Here is a 17,119-nt window from a genome sequence, read left to right as displayed (position 1 = left end):
TGTTCCATGAATCCGATCGTGTTAAGCGCCCTATTCTCAAGCGGTTAACGGAAACAGATTTGGCTGATAGTATACCCGGGTTTCAACTATTAAAGTAAGCGCTAAACTTTAGTCTGGTTCAGGGTGAATCAAGACATTAACATGTTGAATATCGGACATTTATGACTAAAAAAACGCAGCCAAGAGAATATTTTCTCGACTCTATTCGCGCCTATCTGATGTTATTAGGCGTGCCATTCCATGTTTCGCTCATTTATTCCACTCAGACGTGGTCAGTAAACAGCCTGCACCCTTCTGAATGGCTCACCCTGTTTAATGATTTTATCCATGCGTTTCGCATGCAAGTGTTCTTCGTCATTTCAGGCTATTTCTCCTACATGCTATTCCTGCGCTACCGCCCGTCAGACTGGCTGAAGGTGCGCCTGGAGCGGGTTGGCATCCCAATGCTGACCGCGATCCCGCTCATCACCCTGCCGCAGTTTTTCCTGCTGAAGGAGTGGACCAGTAAGATTGGCGACTGGAGCAAATTAACGCCCTATCAAAAGTACAACGCGCTGGTTTGGGATCTGATTTCACACCTGTGGTTTCTGCTGGTACTGGTAATACTGACTGTGGCGGGCTACTGGCTGTTCCGTATTTTGCGCGATAGCCAGCGGGAAAAAACAGACTATTCCGAGCTCACCTGGGGGAAATTAACGCTGTGGATCCTGCTTTGCGGCCTCGCCTGGGGTATTTTCCGCCGCCTGATGTTTATCTTTGCGCCGCAGATCCTGGGCGATGCCCTGTTCAATATGGCCGTGATGCAAACCCTGGTTTACCTGCCGTTCTTTATGCTGGGTGGAATGGCCTTTAAGTACCCGGCGATTAAAGCGCTGTTTGTGCGCCCGGTGCCCTGGACCTTTGTCGGTTCGGCACTGGCCTTCGCTGCCTATGTGGCTAACCAAACCTGGAACAAGGGTGAAGGCTGGCTGTATGAGATTGATACCCTGGTATCGATGCTGATGGGGCTGTGGATGGTTAACGTAGTGTTCTCCCTTGGGCATCGCCTGCTGAACTCCCACTCGCCGCGCGTCACCTACCTGGTGAACGCATCGCTGTTTATTTATCTGGTCCACCATCCGTTAACCATTATCTACGGCATCCTTTTTGTGCCGGTGATTGGCAGTAACACGCTGGGCTTTTTCGCCGGGCTGCTATTTGTCTTCGGGATTTCTTTCCTGCTGTATGAGATCCACCTGCGCATTCCGCTGCTGCGCTTCCTGTTTTCTGGCAAGCCACAGCGCACATAGCAAACTGAGCCATCGGGTGTGGTCGGGCCGATGGCCCGGCTCGCCCCGGATCGGGCCTGCCCGGCCCCTACAGCAGCCACTCAATCGGTAAACGCCACACCAGCCGCACCAGGATCCGCTGCATCAGCCGGGTGCGCGGCTCGTGCTTGTGCACCACCTCATTCGCCCCCTCCCCCGGGTATTCCACCCAGTTTACCCGCCCCCACTTATCCAGACGCAGCGTCCAGGCCCGTTCGCGCATGCTGCTGATAAAGCGCTGATGAATTCGCGTTGCCAGGCCCTCATTCTCAATGACCAGCCCCATTTCGGTGTTCAGCACGGCGGAGCGCGGGTCGAAGTTAAACGATCCGATAAAGACTTTTTGATTATCGACGCTGAACGTTTTGGCGTGCAGGCTGGAACCGGAATTCCCCGTCAGGCCACGGTCGTGGCTCGGTTCACGTGCAGCCATGTGCGGCTTCAGCTCATACAGGTGAATGCCGTGGCGCAGCAGCTTCTTGCGCCATTTGGCATAGCCCGCGTGCACGATAGAGACATCGTTCGCCGCCAGCGAGTTGGTCAAAATCGAGATTTTGACGCCTTTGCGCACCAGCCGCAGCAGCTGCGCCACCCCTGCCCGGGTCGGTACAAAATAGGCCGAGATGATATCGAACTGCTGCTGCGGCTGGCCAATAACCTCCAGCAAACGCTGAGGCAGCAGCGTACTGCTGCGGGCACGGCCCAGCCCTTTGCGCGGGTCATCACTCAGCAGGCGGGTATCAGCCCAGGTAAACGGCAGGCTGCGGCTCTCCAACTGGCTAACGAAGCTGGAGGCTTCTACCCGATCGAGATAGCGCACCACCTGCTCGCTGGCGCGCCACTCCTCGGGCAGCACCACAGCTGAAGGGCTGCTCTGCTCATCCTCCACCACGCTGTTAAGGGGAGCCACGGCGCGGCTCTGCCAGTAGCGGTCGAAATCCAGCGCCACATCATGCACGACCGGGCCGACGGCCAGCACGTCGAGATCGGAGAACAGCGGTTCATCACCGGCACCGAAATATTCGTCGCCGACATTGCGCCCGCCCACAATGGTCGCCATGCCATCCACGGTAAAACTCTTGTTGTGCATGCGGCGATTCAGGCGGGCAAAATCGGTCAGATAGCCGAGCATGCGCAGGCTGCGAAATGAGAACGGGTTAAACAGACGCACTTCAATATTCTCATGGCGATTCAGCTCGCTCAGCGTCTTATCCAGCCCCATGGTGTTGTTGTCGTCCAGCAGCAGGCGCACTTTTACCCCGCGTGCGGCCGCCTCCAGCAGGGCGCTGAACAGCAACCGGCCTGACATATCGTTCTGCCAGATGTAGTACTGGATATCCAGCGTGCACTCCGCCAGAGAAATCAGCAGATAGCGTGCTGCAAAGGCATCCAGCCCCTCCGCCAGCGGATAAACCCCGCTGTGCTCAGGATGTTGTTCAACCAGAGGCGTAATGGCATGAGCCAGTCGCGTGCCGGCCAGGCTCTCTTCCTGCGGCGAGTGAAGCGTGTCGGTCATCAACTATCCTTAACAGGTTTACGGTTGTTCATCCGGTATCTTCCGACGATCTCTCCCCGTCTGACCAGACATATAGTCTAGACTTAGCCCATCGCCCTGCGACAGTCCCAGTGACCAGGAGAGCATCATGCATGTTGGCAGCCAGCACAATCAGAAACGCCACCAGGCCAGCCTGTTTAACAGCTTTTATCAGGGCAGTTTTGCCTGCTCCACCGCCTGCCGCACCCCGGGGAAACGTGCGGATCTGATGCTCAGCAGCGGACATGATACCCTGCTGGAGAAAGATTATGCCCTGTTACAGCAGCATCAGCTACTGACAGCGCGCGATGGCGCACGCTGGTATCTGGTTGAAAAACAGGCAGGTGAATATAACTGGCAGAGTTTCTTGCCGCAGCTGGAAGCAGCCGAAAAATACCATATCGAAATGATCTGGGAGCTGGCGCACTTTGGCTGGCCGGACTGGCTGGATATCTGGCAGCCAGAATTTGTTGAGCGCTTTGCCGCCTTCGCCCGCGCTTTTGCCTGCCTGCTGCGCGCGCGAGGACAGGCTGCCCCCTTTATCAGCCCGATGAATCAAATCTCTTTCTGGTCGTGGGCAGGCGCCGATATCGCCTGGTTTAACCCCTTTGTTACCGGGCGCCGTATTGAACTGAAGCGTCAACTGGTCGCAGCCAGTATCGCCGCCATGCGCGCAATGCGTGAAGAGCTGCCCGGAGTGCGGTTCGTCATTACCGACCCGCTGGTCCATGTTGCGGCTTCCGGTTACTCCAGCAGCGCAAAGCAGCAGGCACTGCAGCAGCATCAGGCACAGTTTGAAGTCTGGGACTGGATCAGTGGACGCAGCGCGGCGGAGTTGGGAGGTTCAGAGGAGTTACTGGATATTATCGGATTCACCTGGTACCCGGACAATGAGTGGTTCCACAATGGTGACCCGCTGGAACCCCATCACCCCGACTACCTGCCGCTGCATCATCTTTTACAGCAAGTTTGGCAACGTTATCAACGCCCATTGCTGATAGCTGAAACCGGGGCAGAGATCGGTAAATGTACGGACTGGTTTAATCGGGTCAGTCAGGAGGCTGCGCTGGCACTGGAGGCCGGAGTAGCGCTGGAGGGGGTATCGATCTATCCGCTGGTCGACTATCCCGCCTGGGACGATGACCGCCGTTCACCCGCCGGGCTGTTTGGCCTGCCGGATGCCAACGGCAACCGCACCGTTAATGAGCCGTTTGCCCTGGCGTTACGCAGCCAGCAGATCAAACTGAAGCAGGAGCCTGTCAGGACATCCACAGCGTGATAGTCAGCACGAAAATGATCAGGGTAAAAGAGGTGATTGCCAGCACGACAATCGCAAACTGTGCATCATCTAACGGGACCCGGCTCTCTTTTTCAGGGTCGGGTTTAGAACGGTTTTTCATTATCAGCCACAGCATACCGGCAAAACGTTCCTGTAAAGGCGCCAGTAAAAATATGAAAGACATCCATTTCATGAATAAAAATAAGGAATACTAACGAAAACTCAGCTTGTCGCAGGCACAAGGGTGACCTTGCCAGCAGAAAGAAACTGTCTGATTATCGCGCTAAATAGTAGCACAATGGCGCAGTTGTTTAACGTAATAAATTGATTTCAGGCTGCTGAAAAGGGAATAAGATATAGCGTATTGGTATGCAGAATCAGGCAAAACAGTGCTTTAGCCCGTGAACAGTCAGAGCAAATGATTATCAACTTTCACTTATACTTTCCCCGGTAAAATCCTAAGCAATAGCAGCTCTCATTGACCAGCAAACGCGTGGCGCAAGCTCACGGGCGAGCTAAAGCTGTTGGTTAGCAGAGGCGGGTAAAGCGGGTCGGGCATGCCCGACCCCGGCAATTATTCAGGCTGCCAGCCGCCGCCCAGTGCGCGATAAAGATCGATCTGCGCCAGCAGCAGGTTGTTTTTTGCCTGCACCACGCTGAGCTGGGTACTGAACAGCGTGCGCTGTGCGTCCAGCTCATCAAGATAGGAAGCGTAACCATTCTGGTAGCGGTTGCTGGCAATGCGCAGTGCTTCCTGCACCACCTTCTCCTGCGCCTGCAGTTCGCCAAGCTGCTCGCGGTAACGGGCGATGGCATCCAGATCGTCATTCACTTCGCTAAACGCGCTACGCACCACTTTCTCATAGCTGTACAGCGCCTGATTGCGCGTTGCCATCGAAACATCGACCTGCGCCGTCAGCGCTTCGCGATTGAGTATCGGGGCCAGCACGCTGCCGCCAATACTCCACAGGCGGAACGGATCGCTGACCAGATCGTGCAGGATAGAACTCTGCAGGGTGCCGCTCGCCGTCAGGTTAAGCGATGGCAGCAGCGCGGCGCGCGAGGATTGCAGTGAGGCATCGGCGGCCAGCAGCTGGCGCTCGGCCTGCACAATATCCGGGCGGCGCTGCAGCAGCTGCGATGGCATCACCGACGGCAGCGTCTGCGGCGCCAGGTGCTCGAAGTGGTTCTGCCGCGCGATCTGGCGCGGGTTCATGCCAACGAGGATGCTGAGCGCATTCTCCTGCTGGGCGATCTGATGCTGCAGTAGCGGGATCTGCGCTTTCGCCGTCTGGTATTCAGACTGCGACTGCACCCACTCCAGTTTAGAGGTATAGCCGGTTTCATACTGGCGCTGCGCCAGCTTCAGCGAGTTGGCACGCGTGGCCAGCGTCGCCTCGGTCACGCGCAGCTGCTCATCCAGCGACACCAGCGTCATATAGCCGGATGCCACCGAGCTGGCAATCGTCAGCTCTGCGGCGCTGGCCGCTGCCTGCTGTGCCGCCAGCGAGGCTTTCGCCGCATCGACGCTGCTGCTGCGCTCACCCCACAAATCGACATTGTAGTTAGCCTGCAGCAGCCCCTGGAATACCGAATATTGATAAGGCTGACCGGTCACCGCTGAGATAGCGCGCGCGCGCGTCGCCGCCACGCCAGCATCCAGCGTCGGGAAGTCATCCCCCTCTGCTCCGCGCAGCTGGGCGCGGTACTGATCGACACGCGAGCGGGCGGTGAGAATATCCGGGTTGTTGCGCAGCGCCTGCTCAACCAGCTGATTGAGAGACGGATCGTTAAACGCCCGCCACCAGCTGGCTTCCACCGCTGCACCCGGCCCGACCTGGCTGCGCCACTGCGCGGGAATGGGCAACGAGGAAGGCGCTTTTTCCACCTGGGTGGTGCACCCGGCCAGAGCTGCCGTCATCATGATCGCCAGCAGCGTTTGTCTGGCCGCCATCATTGCTGCTCCCCGTCGCGTGGTTTGGCTGCGGTATCGATATTCACCTCCACCGACATACCCGGTCGCAGGTGGGTCGCGTTATCGCTGGTGATTTTGATACGCACCGGAATACGCTGGGCGATTTTGACAAAGTTACCGGTAGCGTTATCCGGTGAGATCGCGCTGAATTCGGAACCTGCCGCCGGTGAGATAAACTCAACCTCGCCGCTGAAGCGCTCGCCATCGAGAGCATCAACGGTAAACACCACCGGCAGGCCCGGTTTAACCCGCGCCATCTGCGTCTCTTTCATATTGGCGATCACCCACATCTGCTGCGGAACCAGCGACGTCAGGCGCGTCCCGGCGGAGACATATGCGCCCTCGCGCACGGCAATCTGCCCCAGCTGCCCGTCGCGTGGGGCAATAATTTTGGTGTTGTCCAGGTCGATCTGCGCCAGTTCCAGCGCCGCCTGGGCGCTGGCGACGTCCGCCTCCAGCGAGGCGCGGTTAACAATCACCGTTTGCAGATCCTGCTTCGACACTTCCAGCGTGGCCTGCGCCTGCTGCACGTCGGCCAGCGTCTGGCTGTTGCTGGCGCGCGATGCATCTCGCTCGCGCAGCGACAGCGATCCATCCGCCACCAGGTTCTCTACCCGCTTAAGATCCAGCCCGCCTTTCACCGCCTGAGCTTTGGCATTGATCAGTGCCGCTTCATTGCGTTTAATCACCGCTTCAGCGCTGCGACGCTGCTGCAGGTTGTTGGCCAGCGCGGCCTTTTTCATCTCCAGCTGGGCGAGAGACTGATGCACATGCTGCTTATAGATGCGGTCATCAATGGTCATCAGCACGTCACCGCGATGTACCGGCTGGAAGTCCAGCACGTCCACCGAGGTGATATAGCCGCTCACCTGCGGACTGATAAAGGTCACCTGGCCGCGCACGTAGGCGTTTTCCGTTGACTGCGTCTCACTGGTGAAAGGCGGCAATTGCCAGGCATAAAGGATTACCAGCACCCCGACCAGCGCGATGCCGGAGCCAAGGGCAATGGAGACAATACGCAGCTTGTTATTTCGTTGGCGCTCCTGGAGCTGCTGGTCCTGTTGACTCATTAGTTACCTACGTTCGCAATATTAGTATTTTGCATAGCTCGCTGTTCCGCTTCCGCTTCGCGTTTCGCCTGCTGCCAGTTGAGGTAGCGCAGGCGCGACAGCCGCCATAACACCCAGAGTAAAGTGACCCCTGCCATCACAGCGGTCAGAATGTAAACATCGTTATACGCCAGCACATTGGCCTGCAGGGTGGCAACGGTTTGCAGCTGCAAGGTGCCTTCTGCGCCGCGCAGCGTACTGTCGCCCAGCAGGCTGGTGAACAGATTGCTGTACTGCGCCAGCCGATCGGTGACATTCGGGTCGAGCAGGGAGAGCTGATCGCCCAGCAGGCTGGAGTGATATTTCTCACGCCACGTCTGGAAGGTCCCTAACAGCGCGGAACCCATCAGGCCCCCCAGGTTCTGGCTCATGCCGAACAGCACCACAAAACTGACCAAATTTTTCGGCTGCGTCACCACGCTACCCACGCCCAGCAGCATGGCCGGAGCAATAAAGAATGAGGTGCTAAAACCCAGCAGAAACTGGCTGAAGTACATATTATTGGCACGGGTCAGCGGGCTGGACTGCGCATCCATCAACGAGGCGACCATCACAATAATCAGCGACATGACAATCGGCCAGCTAAGATGCTGCGGATTGATGGTCAGCGCGCTGCAGACGATCCCGGCGGCGACACCGGCGAGGATCGCCAGCGCCAGCCCCTGCATCTGATCATTCTGGATCCCCAGCTGCTGCAGATAGCCAATCGCCCCGGTGTTCTGTTCAGCCAGCATGATACGCAGCAGGATCATCACAATGCCGAGACGGAATATCGCCCCGCTGCCCAGCCAGCGCGTATTAATAAGCGGGTTGCTGCGGTTGTGCTCCACCAGCACTGCGGCGGTGACCAGCACCAGCCCCAGCGCCAGACAGATCCCCAGCCACGGCGTGCTGGTCCACCATTCGATACGCCCGAGCGACAGCACGCCGCAGAACAGTGCCATACCGGGTGCCATCAGGAAGAAGGTGAGAAAATCTTTTTTCTCAAAAACTTTGGTCCGCTCACCGGGCGGTAGCTTAAGGATTAATACCGCGCCCAGCGCCATCAGTGCCAGGCCAAGCTCAAACAGGTAGAGTCCGCGCCACTCGTCAAGCTGCAGCAGCTCGGTGGAGAACAGGCGCGCCAGGGGGATCGCCAGTTGGGATGCCCCAAGGCCAATCGCCAGCGCTTTCAGCCGGTGCTTTGCGGGCCATGCCTGCACCTGATAGTAAATTCCCAGCGAGCTGAGCGCCGCGCCCACCATGCCGTGCGCGGCACGCACAATAATGGCCGAGCTGAGATCGTTGACCAGCAGATGGAAAAACGCCACCAGCACATACAGGACAAGGAAGGCTTCGGTAAACACGCGCAGGCCGAACTGCTGGCGAAACTTGACCAGTAGCAGGTTGATCGAGATATTGCCCATCACATAGACGGCGGGAAGCCAGGCAATTTCGTTGTTATAAGCACCGAATACGCCCTGTAAATTGGTCAGATTCGCCGTCACCAGCGCATTACTCAACGCCCCGGTGATACAGATCAGCAGGCCAACAATACCAAAAGCAATACGTTTATGCGTGGGATGAACTGGCGTGGAGGGGGAGCCAGGCAGCATCGGTTTTTCACCGGGCGCCCACTCAACCGGTGCATAAGGATTGGATTTATTGCGACGCACCCTACTTCACCTCAGTTGCCGCCAGCAGTTGTTGCAGTACGCGCTGGGTGACCGCCAGCTCGGCGGGATTAACCCCTGACAGCAGTTCATTACGCAGCGCGTCGGCTTGTGTTTTTAAACGCTGATAGAGCAGCTCCCCTTTCGGGGTGACGTGCAGCAGCCGCTTACGCCGATCTTCCGCAGGCTGAACGCGCTCAACCAGCTGCTGCTTCACCAGCCGATCGATCAGCGGGACTACGCTGGCATCTTCCAGCCCCAGCGCCTGCGCCAGCTCTTTCTGACTCATGGGTTGATCCTGAATGGCAATGGTGGCAACGGCCATCCAGCTACTCATGCTCAACCCGTTGTCTTTCATACGACGGTCGATCGCCTGACGCCAGGCGTGAGCCGTCAGATGCAGTAAACGGGAAAAGTTTAGTTCCTGGGAGTTCAATGTATCGATGCCTGATGATTAGAGGTCTAACTAAAATTATCCGGCAATTATAAGCACGCTCAGATAAAGAATGGAAGCTACTGCCAGAGAGTTTAGATAATTCTTAGCCACTGCGCCAGTCGCCCGTTATTAACGTGTGCAAAGCAGAAATAGTGGGGAAGAGGAATTTCAGGCATAAAAAAACCGCCTTTCAGGGGCGGTTACGACATTGCTTACAGCTTGTTTTTATTCGTTTTAATCGGTAGTTCGAAGATGGTGCCCGGGGTGGGACTTGAACCCACACAGCCATAAGCCGAGGGATTTTAAATCCCTTGTGTCTACCGATTTCACCACCCGGGCTTGGGTGTAAAGTGGAGGCGCGTCCCGGAGTCGAACCGAGGTAGACGGATTTGCAATCCGTAGCATGGCCACTCTGCCAACGCGCCTTTTATTCTTTTCTGTCATCAGAGCTTCATCTCTGCTGACTAAATTTGGAGCGGGAAACGAGACTCGAACTCGCGACCCCGACCTTGGCAAGGTCGTGCTCTACCAACTGAGCTATTCCCGCTTAGCAATCAGAAAGTTAAGTTAACTCTCTGACTTACTTTATCTTCTGGCAGACCATGCTGCCTTTCGATGCGTTGCATTCTACTGTTCTCACCAGGCGAGTCAATAAAATTATCCTCACAAAGCATCTGTTTGCTGCTTTTTGAACCGCTTCGATCACCGTTCGAGCAGATCGCCGCGCGCCGCACTGAGATACTGGAACATTGACCAGAAAGTGAGCACCGCTGCGATATATAAAGCGGCGACGCCGACGCCTTCAATCACATCATTTGGATGCCATAACAGAGCAAACAGCGCCAGCATCTGCGCCGTGGTTTTCACTTTACCGATCCAGGATACGGCCACGCTATTGCGTTTACCGATTTCAGCCATCCACTCGCGCAGAGCAGAAATGATAATCTCGCGGGCAATCATAGTGGCGGCAGGCAGCGTAATCCACCAGGCATGGAAATATTCCGCCACCAGCACCAGCGCCATTGCCACCATCACTTTATCCGCTACCGGGTCGAGGAAGGCGCCGAACTGCGTGGTCTGTTTCCAGCGGCGCGCCAGATAACCGTCGAACCAGTCAGTCACCGCAGCGAAAATGAAAATCAGCGCACAGGCGAGCGGAGCCCATTGAAATGGCAGATAAAACGCCAGCACAAAGAATGGGATTAACACTACACGAAACAGGGTAAGTAAGGTCGGAATATTAAATGGCATAATTACGCTAACTGTCTGGACAGAGTAGAATTTGTCCCTATGTTGCTACATTGCCCCGGGTGTTGCAATGCTTAGTGTTTCAGCGCATGGAAGATTTTTTCCGCCAGCGCGTGCGATATTCCCGGGACGCTGGCGATCTCCTCAACCGAGGCATTAATCAGCGGTTGCAGGCCCCCCATGTACTTAAGCAGCGACTGGCGCCGTTTCGGGCCGATGCCTTCGATGGTTTCCAGTGCGCTGGTGTTCTTCACTTTTGCCCGTTTATTACGATGCCCCGTAATTGCGTGATTGTGAGAGTCATCACGAATATGCTGGATAACATGCAGCGCCGGGGAGTCCGCCGGCAGAGCAAAGCCCTCACCTTCCGGCTCGAGGAACAGCGTTTCCAGCCCTGCCCGACGATCGCTCCCTTTCGCGACGCCGAGCAGCAGCGGGCGATTTTTATCCCAGGGAACATCCAGCTCGGCAAACACTGTTTTCGCCTGCGCCAGCTGGCCTTTCCCGCCATCGATCAGGATCACATCCGGGATTTTGCTCTCTTCAATCGCTTTGCCATAGCGGCGGCGCAGCACCTGATTCATTGCCGCGTAGTCATCACCCGGGGTAATTCCCGTAATATTGTAACGACGATACTCACTGCGCAACGGCCCGTTAGCATCGAACACCACACAGGAAGCAACGGTCTGCTCGCCCATGGTATGGCTGATATCGAAACACTCCATACGACGGATTGGCGGCAGCTCCAGGGTCTGCGCCAGCGCAGCCAGCCGTTGATGGATGGTGGAGTGCTGCGCCAGACGCGTCACCAGCGCAGTGGCCGCATTGGTGCGGGCCAGCTTCAGGTAGCGGGCGCGATCGCCGCGCGGTTTGCTCTGAATCGACACGCGCCGCCCTGCCAGTTCGGTCAGCGACTCCGCCAGCAGATCTTTTTCCGGCAGCGTAAAGTCCAGCAGAATATCCCCTGGCAGCGTGCGCGCCTGGCTCCCCTGCAGGTAAAACTGACCGACAAAGGTTTGCACCACTTCTGACAGATCGGTGCCGCCCGGCACTTTCGGGAAATAGCTGCGGCTGCCCAGCACTTTCCCCTGGCGGATAAACAGCACATGCAGGCAGGCCATGCCCGAGTCAAACGCCACGCCAATCACATCAAGGTCGTCGCCCTGGTTAGAGACAAACTGCTTCTCGGTTACCCGGCGCACGGCCTGAATTTGATCGCGCAGCCTGGCCGCTTCTTCAAAACGCAGATCGCGGCTGGCGTTTTCCATCCGTCCCACCAGCTGGTTGAGCACCTGATCATCTTTACCGGACAGGAACAGCCGGACGTAATCAATTTGCTGCGCGTATTCCTCTTCCGAAACCAGTCCTGCGACGCATGGCCCGAGGCAGCGACCAATCTGATACTGCAGGCAGGGACGCGTGCGATTGCGGTAAACGCTGTTTTCGCACTGGCGTACCGGAAAGACTTTTTGCAACAGCGACAGCGTTTCGCGCACCGCATAACCATTGGGAAAAGGACCAAAGTACTCCCCTTTCGCATGCTTGGCGCCGCGGTGGCTGGCAAGGCGTGGATGGGTATCCGCACTCAGGAAGATATAAGGATAGGATTTATCGTCACGCAGCAGCACGTTATAGCGCGGCTGGTAGAGCTTGATGTAGTTGTGCTCAAGCAGTAACGCTTCGGTTTCGGTGTGCGTTACCGTCACATCAATTTGCTGAATTTGTGCCACCAGCGCTTCGGTTTTCCGGCTGGCAAGATTGCCGCGAAAATAGCTGGTCAGGCGCTTTTTAAGATCCTTCGCTTTACCGACATAGATGACTGTGCCGCCGGCATCATACATCCGGTAGACACCAGGCTGACTGGTGACGGTTTTCAGGAAAGATTTAGCATCAAACAGATCACTCACTACTGATTAACGGCTCCGCATTGTACAGGCCATGACGAATGGCCAGGTGCGTTAACTCTACGTCACCACTAATGTTAAGTTTGCTGAACATGCGGTAGCGATAGCTGTTAACGGTTTTCGGGCTCAGGTTAAGCTGTTCGGAAATTTCCGTCACTTTCTGGCCTTTGGTAATCATCAGCATAATCTGCAATTCGCGTTCCGACAAACAGCTGAAGGGTGATTCCGCTTTTTGCGGTTCAAGCTGGCTTAACGCCATCTGTTGAGCAATATCTGAAGCAATATAGCGCTGCCCGGCGTTCACGGAGCGTATCGCGCTAACCACTTCCTGCGGCGCGGCACCTTTGCTCAGGTAGCCGGAAGCCCCAGCCTGCATGACTTTCGCCGGCAGCGGGTTCTCCGTATAGATGGTCAGCATGATGATTTTGCTGTCCGGGGCGTAGCGCACAATCTTACGCGTGGCCTCAAGGCCGCCAATGCCGGGCATGTTCATATCCATCAGCACCACGTCGGCACTGTTGCTACGGCACCACTTTACCGCATCCTCACCGCAGTTGGCTTCGCCGACGACCTGGATACCTTTGATATCTTCCAGGATGCGACGAATACCTGCACGTACCAGTTCGTGGTCATCAACAAGAAATACGCTTATCAAAAGAGACTCCCTAGATGGCTGAGGCGGGTGACAGTAGAGACATTGGCAGGGCCGTTATGTTACTACTTTTCCAGCAGTGTTAGAACAGAAATAATGATACATAGCGCAGAAAAAATAATTATCCAGCGCATTTTATTCGCGTGAAAATCCAACAACATTGCCACTGTATTAGCACAACTATCAGGGCCAGATAACTCGCGCCATCAATAACAGATTCAAATCATAGTAAATTATCACATATATTACAAATAGATAGATTTACCCGGCAATAGTTTAAATTTTGAAAAAATAATAGCTCACTCTTTTTATGCGGCAGCCGATTCGCCATCCTATTCTGCCATCAATGTTAATCACCGCTGTCTGAGTGATGAGTTCAGTTTAATCTTAAGCGCCCCGGGCAGGGGATTCCTTCATACCATTATGTGATATACTTTTAACAACTTTTAGTGCCTGGTCTACCTGCCAGGTGCGCTGTTTTCAATGACTATTGGGAGAGATCATGAGTCAGATTGACTTTACAACCAGCGAAGAAGTGCAGGCACTCGCCAACGAAGTGACCTGTATGAAGGCACTGGTTACGCTGATGCTGAAGGGAATGGGTCAGGCCGATGCCGGGAAAGTGATTATCAAGATGGAACGCTACATCGCCGATCTCGAAGATCGGCAGCAGGCGGAAGTATTTAGCAACACCGTTAAGCAAATTAAGTTCGCGTTCCGCCAGTAATCCCCTTGCGCTGGCGCACGCTGGCTCATAAAAGGTCCATTGCTTTTTCAGTGATTTTGTCACATCTTAAGGTTTTCGCTGACTGAATAAAGCAATGGCCTTACTTTTCAAAGCATTACTCGGCGCTTTCGTTGTGGTGTTAATTGGCATTCTGTCCAAAACCCGCAATTACTATCTTGCCGGTCTGATCCCGCTGTTTCCCACATTCGCCCTGCTGGCTCACTATATTGTTGCCAGTGAACGCGGTGTTGAAGCACTGCGCACCACCCTACTTTTCGGGATGTGGGCGATCATTCCCTATTTTGTCTATCTGCTATCGCTATGGTATTTGATCAATTTGATGCGGCTGCCGTGGGCGCTACTGGCAGCCGTAGTGTGCTGGTGTGCGGCAGCGTGGTTATTAATCACGCTGTGGTCAAAGTGGCAGGGTCACTGAGCGACTAACGCCCGCGGGCTCCCCAGCTAACCGAAACGCCCAGCGTGGGCAGCACTTCCTCAGGACGAAAACGCCGCGCCCCGTGGAATTTTTCCGCCAGATTAGGCTGCTGCACCGGGATTTTCACCGCAAACAGATTATCCTCTGACTGGATAATCCCCGGCGTGAGGGGTTCATAATTCACCTGATGCTGTTCAAACATCTGTTCCAGCATTGGCGTTGCCGCGCTGTAAAGGTATTTCACGCCGGACTGCGCCGCCAGCTGTACCGCATGCCATAAAATATTGAGTGGCAGTTCGGCGTCAATCTCAAGCCGGGCGGAAAAGCGCGACATTTCCCAGACAATTTCGCTGTCGTCAGACTCACTCTCACCGATCATCTCCGACGAATTATTATCGGGGTTGTGCCACGCCATCAGGCGTACGCAGCCGCAAATACCATGCTGCGCTTTCCAGGCGATCAACCAGATCACATCAGATCGGTCATAGCGGTCGTACTCCTGTCCCGGAGTGCTCAGGCGTGAAGGAATTGACCAGCCCTCACCGCGGGCAAAAACGCTATACCGATAACTTCCTAATTCTGCCAGCAACGACGATGGCATGTCCTTCAATCTGGTCTGGATAATCTTCATATAATCCCCTGTCGCATTCCCTCGTGAGCGCCGCTCCTGACGGCACGGGCAGGGTTGTCACCCTGGGCGCAGGGTAGACAACCGGTTAGCAATACGAAACTACCAAAATTAGTAGTTGCATCCTCTTTCAGATTAAACCGATTGCTGCAGCGTAAGAGGCGATTTGCGTTTTGTTTGGTGCATTAAATCGTTTTTGCATGTTTTTTTGGTGAAAGTTCACCGTATTTTTTGAAATTGAGAGTATTAAGGATATTTCTGCAGAAGTTTTTCCCTCTGCTGTCCATTTTAGTATCTCCAATTCTCGTTCACTTAATTCCAGTTTAGCGGCCGTCATCGAGATATCATCCATCTCGATCAGCGCAGCAAGGCTCAGTTCGGTTAGGTTCTGAAGTTGAAGCTCCAGTCCAGTTGTTAACTGAATAGTCTTACTTTCACAAGCATAGGACATCGACAAGATACCCATAGATCGATTCTTCGCCATCATCGAACATGAAATACCGTGATAGATGCCGTGTTTACGGGCAGCCCGGAACACTTTTCTGCCTGCTGCATCGGCCATTTCGTCCCACGGCCAGACGTTGCCAGGAGCACGACAAATTTTCAAAACCGGATCGAGCTGTGCAAAGTCCTCCTGCAAATAATACTCGACCCAATTCTGTGGATAATTAGTAAAAAAAAAGGTTTTCGGCCGGGTAAAAGGAACGGGGTGCCGAATAAAAAATGCATAAAAATCGAATCCCAGATGAGACATCTGCTGTTCAATCGTACGGGTAATATCAGCCTTGCTGACAACCTGACTAAAGGCAAATTGCATTTCGGTTCGCCAACTGAAATAGTTCTCAGGTGTCATAACGCCTCAGCGGGACAGTGGTAAAACTCCATACCCTAATTATAATTGTCATTGTCTAACTGGTCGCAAAAAATGAATGTCGTCGAGTAAAGCTAACTATCCCGCGTGTTCCGCCAGGCGTTAAAGCCGTGCTTAATGCAGCATTATTCATGACTGGGGGCATTAAAAATCATCGGGGAAATTATCCCGAAAAGGCGTTCTGCAGCCGTTAAAAAAGCAGGCATGCCAGCACCAAATGATCTGCAAGCGGGATAGCGAGATTTATCCCCGCCCTCACCATATAGCGTTAGAATAGGATTTTTCCTATAAATATTCAATAAATTTGCCCCCTTTTCCCTGCCGTTTACATATAAAAGTTTTACACGATCAGTTCGGGTATTTTGGTTAAAAAACAGTAACTTCCTGTGGGTTACTAGTTAAACACACTGATATCATTGTTAATTATCCTTAACCTTAACCAATTTGGCTTTACACAATAGATTAACCTGCGGGCAAAAACATCAGATATATCCACATTTATACTAAGGCCTTACGCTTACCCACCCTGTCAATCATACGGGTTAAAAGATGAAATTCGCAGGGTAGCCCTCAGCGACAGAGGCTAAACCCGCGCATGCCCAGATGAAAATGGTTAGCGTGAGCGGCGTTATATTCCGGCCCCAGCGAGTTGCCGAACAGGCCGCAGCTTTGCGCAAACACCTGATGCAGCCAGCGACTGCGGGCATCATTCGCCTGCCAGTGATTCAGCACGCTAATACGCTGACCATTTTGCAAGCGAAATGCGCTGAGGTCCCACGCTTCGGCGCTGGCGTGCTCGCTCAGCCGCCCTTGCGCACGATGATAAATATTGCGGCAGGCATAACTGCCAAGGTGGTCAATCCGCGCCAGAGGCGAGCCTAACTCACTCTGCGCCAGCGGTTTCAGGGCCTGGGTCACCAGCATCGTGCTGCTCACCGCCAGCGCGCAGCTGGCGAGAAAGCTTGAGCTGAGTTTAACCTCGCCAAAGCCTGTGATACGCACCGGGTCGACCAGCGGGCATTGCCCCTGCAGGTTGCCGGGGCGCGTATAGCTGATATAGCCCGCACTCTCGGCCTGCTGCAGTACCGCCAGGCAGCCAGCGCCGTCACTCGCCAGCCGCTTCAGCTTGTAGCGCGTCACCAGCGTGGGCGGGTCGGTCACCGCCAGCGGGGTAGTGGGATTCCATTCGGCGGGCAGTTTTTTTAGCAGGGTGGGCAGCGCCAGCCAGCCAAGCAAAGCCAGTAGTGCAAATGCGATTAATTGCTTCATTTCCCTCCCCTTTTATTGTGTGGGTGAGATCAACGCCGGATTTTTAAGCAGGCGATGCGTGCTTCTCGCAGTTTAGCCGCAATTTCTGCTTT

The 17,119-nt window shown here is 54.8% G+C and carries 16 protein-coding genes and 3 tRNA genes; 4 read left to right on the top strand and 15 right to left on the bottom strand.

All coding sequences use genetic code 11. The features are described 5' to 3' along the window. The first annotated feature begins 161 nt into the window (after positions 1-161). On the top strand, positions 162-1,289 hold the full coding sequence (gene mdoC, locus QLG07_RS00800; RefSeq protein WP_048916437.1) for a glucans biosynthesis protein MdoC: 1,128 nt from the start codon (positions 162-164) through the stop codon (positions 1,287-1,289). Between the two features lie 67 nt (positions 1,290-1,356). Here mdoC and QLG07_RS00795 read toward each other — a convergent pair whose 3' ends face one another. Beyond that, positions 1,357-2,823: a phospholipase D family protein gene (locus tag QLG07_RS00795; RefSeq protein WP_048916438.1), complete on the bottom strand. Its 1,467-nt coding sequence runs from the start codon at positions 2,821-2,823 to the stop codon at positions 1,357-1,359. A gap of 127 nt (positions 2,824-2,950) precedes the next feature. On the opposite strand from QLG07_RS00795, the gene QLG07_RS00790 reads away from it, so the two are divergent. Continuing rightward, positions 2,951-4,120 carry a beta-glucosidase gene (locus QLG07_RS00790; RefSeq protein ID WP_253538926.1) on the top strand — a complete coding sequence of 390 codons (1,170 nt, stop codon included), beginning with the start codon at positions 2,951-2,953 and terminating at the stop codon, positions 4,118-4,120. Here the strand turns inward: QLG07_RS00790 and QLG07_RS00785 are convergent. The 11 genes from QLG07_RS00785 to uvrY form a co-directional block, all read right to left on the bottom strand. Then, complete coding sequence (locus QLG07_RS00785; RefSeq protein WP_062818133.1) at positions 4,101-4,304, bottom strand: hypothetical protein; 204 nt, start codon at positions 4,302-4,304, stop codon at positions 4,101-4,103. The genes QLG07_RS00790 and QLG07_RS00785 overlap by 20 nt on opposite strands. Positions 4,305-4,694: 390 nt before the next feature. After that, positions 4,695-6,077, bottom strand: a complete 1,383-nt coding sequence (locus QLG07_RS00780) for an efflux transporter outer membrane subunit (RefSeq protein ID WP_282468230.1) — start codon at positions 6,075-6,077, stop codon at positions 4,695-4,697. After that, positions 6,074-7,165, bottom strand: a complete 1,092-nt coding sequence (locus QLG07_RS00775) for an HlyD family secretion protein (RefSeq protein ID WP_099753384.1) — start codon at positions 7,163-7,165, stop codon at positions 6,074-6,076. The genes QLG07_RS00780 and QLG07_RS00775 overlap by 4 nt, the downstream gene beginning before the upstream one ends. Continuing rightward, positions 7,165-8,799 (bottom strand): MFS transporter, encoded by a 1,635-nt coding sequence (locus tag QLG07_RS00770; protein ID WP_048916448.1) that lies wholly within the window; start codon positions 8,797-8,799, stop codon positions 7,165-7,167. The genes QLG07_RS00775 and QLG07_RS00770 overlap by 1 nt, the downstream gene beginning before the upstream one ends. Before the next feature lie 61 nt (positions 8,800-8,860). Beyond that, on the bottom strand, positions 8,861-9,292 hold the full coding sequence (locus tag QLG07_RS00765; protein WP_133623974.1) for a MarR family transcriptional regulator: 432 nt from the start codon (positions 9,290-9,292) through the stop codon (positions 8,861-8,863). A 253-nt stretch (positions 9,293-9,545) separates the two neighbouring features. Next, positions 9,546-9,631: transfer RNA gene (locus QLG07_RS00760), tRNA-Leu, on the bottom strand. A 12-nt stretch (positions 9,632-9,643) separates the two neighbouring features. Continuing rightward, a tRNA-Cys gene (locus tag QLG07_RS00755) sits at positions 9,644-9,717 on the bottom strand. 46 nt (positions 9,718-9,763) lie between these two features. Continuing rightward, positions 9,764-9,839, bottom strand: a tRNA-Gly gene (locus QLG07_RS00750). Between the two features lie 155 nt (positions 9,840-9,994). Then, positions 9,995-10,543 (bottom strand): CDP-diacylglycerol--glycerol-3-phosphate 3-phosphatidyltransferase, encoded by a 549-nt coding sequence (gene pgsA / locus QLG07_RS00745; RefSeq protein ID WP_048916445.1) that lies wholly within the window; start codon positions 10,541-10,543, stop codon positions 9,995-9,997. Between the two features lie 71 nt (positions 10,544-10,614). Beyond that, entirely contained in the window at positions 10,615-12,447 is a 1,833-nt protein-coding gene (gene uvrC / locus QLG07_RS00740; protein ID WP_048916446.1) for an excinuclease ABC subunit UvrC, read from the bottom strand. Further along, the gene (uvrY, locus tag QLG07_RS00735) at positions 12,440-13,099 is read right to left on the bottom strand and encodes a UvrY/SirA/GacA family response regulator transcription factor (RefSeq protein WP_048916447.1); all 660 of its coding nucleotides are present in this window, start codon (positions 13,097-13,099) and stop codon (positions 12,440-12,442) included. The genes uvrC and uvrY overlap by 8 nt, the downstream gene beginning before the upstream one ends. A 499-nt stretch (positions 13,100-13,598) precedes the next feature. On the opposite strand from uvrY, the gene QLG07_RS00730 reads away from it, so the two are divergent. Beyond that, a complete protein-coding gene (locus tag QLG07_RS00730; RefSeq protein WP_048916449.1) occupies positions 13,599-13,823 on the top strand; it encodes a DUF2594 family protein in 225 nt (74 codons plus the stop codon). 94 nt (positions 13,824-13,917) lie between these two features. Next, positions 13,918-14,259, top strand: a complete 342-nt coding sequence (locus tag QLG07_RS00725) for a GlpM family protein (RefSeq protein WP_282468229.1) — start codon at positions 13,918-13,920, stop codon at positions 14,257-14,259. A 4-nt stretch (positions 14,260-14,263) separates the two neighbouring features. Here QLG07_RS00725 and QLG07_RS00720 read toward each other — a convergent pair whose 3' ends face one another. From QLG07_RS00720 to QLG07_RS00710, 3 genes are all read right to left on the bottom strand, one after another. After that, a complete protein-coding gene (locus tag QLG07_RS00720; protein WP_133623976.1) occupies positions 14,264-14,890 on the bottom strand; it encodes an acyl-homoserine-lactone synthase in 627 nt (208 codons plus the stop codon). Positions 14,891-15,017: 127 nt separating this feature from the next. Next, positions 15,018-15,740, bottom strand: a complete 723-nt coding sequence (sdiA, locus tag QLG07_RS00715; RefSeq protein ID WP_282468228.1) for a transcriptional regulator SdiA — start codon at positions 15,738-15,740, stop codon at positions 15,018-15,020. 588 nt (positions 15,741-16,328) lie between these two features. Then, positions 16,329-17,027: an extensin family protein gene (locus tag QLG07_RS00710; protein WP_282468227.1), complete on the bottom strand. Its 699-nt coding sequence runs from the start codon at positions 17,025-17,027 to the stop codon at positions 16,329-16,331. Positions 17,028-17,119 lie beyond the last annotated feature (92 nt).

The sequence above is a fragment of the Erwinia sp. V90_4 genome (assembly GCF_029967685.1).
In the GTDB taxonomy this organism is placed as follows: Bacteria; Pseudomonadota; Gammaproteobacteria; order Enterobacterales; family Enterobacteriaceae; genus Erwinia; species Erwinia aphidicola.
The sequence above is the reverse complement of the archived record's forward strand: the minus strand, read 5'-3'. Positions and strand labels throughout refer to the sequence as shown.

Excerpts from the sequence above, each read along its gene's own strand:
- mdoC (WP_048916437.1), top strand. The coding sequence starts at position 162 with ATGACTAAAAAAACGCAGCCAAGAGAATATTTTCTCGACTCTATTCGC.
- QLG07_RS00795 (WP_048916438.1), bottom strand. The coding sequence starts at position 2,823 with ATGACCGACACGCTTCACTCGCCGCAGGAAGAGAGCCTGGCCGGCACG.
- QLG07_RS00790 (WP_253538926.1), top strand. The coding sequence starts at position 2,951 with ATGCATGTTGGCAGCCAGCACAATCAGAAACGCCACCAGGCCAGCCTG.
- QLG07_RS00785 (WP_062818133.1), bottom strand. The coding sequence starts at position 4,304 with ATGTCTTTCATATTTTTACTGGCGCCTTTACAGGAACGTTTTGCCGGT.
- QLG07_RS00780 (WP_282468230.1), bottom strand. The coding sequence starts at position 6,077 with ATGATGGCGGCCAGACAAACGCTGCTGGCGATCATGATGACGGCAGCT.
- QLG07_RS00775 (WP_099753384.1), bottom strand. The coding sequence starts at position 7,165 with ATGAGTCAACAGGACCAGCAGCTCCAGGAGCGCCAACGAAATAACAAG.
- QLG07_RS00770 (WP_048916448.1), bottom strand. The coding sequence starts at position 8,799 with ATGCTGCCTGGCTCCCCCTCCACGCCAGTTCATCCCACGCATAAACGT.
- pgsA (WP_048916445.1), bottom strand. The coding sequence starts at position 10,543 with ATGCCATTTAATATTCCGACCTTACTTACCCTGTTTCGTGTAGTGTTA.
- QLG07_RS00730 (WP_048916449.1), top strand. The coding sequence starts at position 13,599 with ATGAGTCAGATTGACTTTACAACCAGCGAAGAAGTGCAGGCACTCGCC.
- QLG07_RS00725 (WP_282468229.1), top strand. The coding sequence starts at position 13,918 with ATGGCCTTACTTTTCAAAGCATTACTCGGCGCTTTCGTTGTGGTGTTA.
- QLG07_RS00720 (WP_133623976.1), bottom strand. The coding sequence starts at position 14,890 with ATGAAGATTATCCAGACCAGATTGAAGGACATGCCATCGTCGTTGCTG.
- sdiA (WP_282468228.1), bottom strand. The coding sequence starts at position 15,740 with ATGACACCTGAGAACTATTTCAGTTGGCGAACCGAAATGCAATTTGCC.
- QLG07_RS00710 (WP_282468227.1), bottom strand. The coding sequence starts at position 17,027 with ATGAAGCAATTAATCGCATTTGCACTACTGGCTTTGCTTGGCTGGCTG.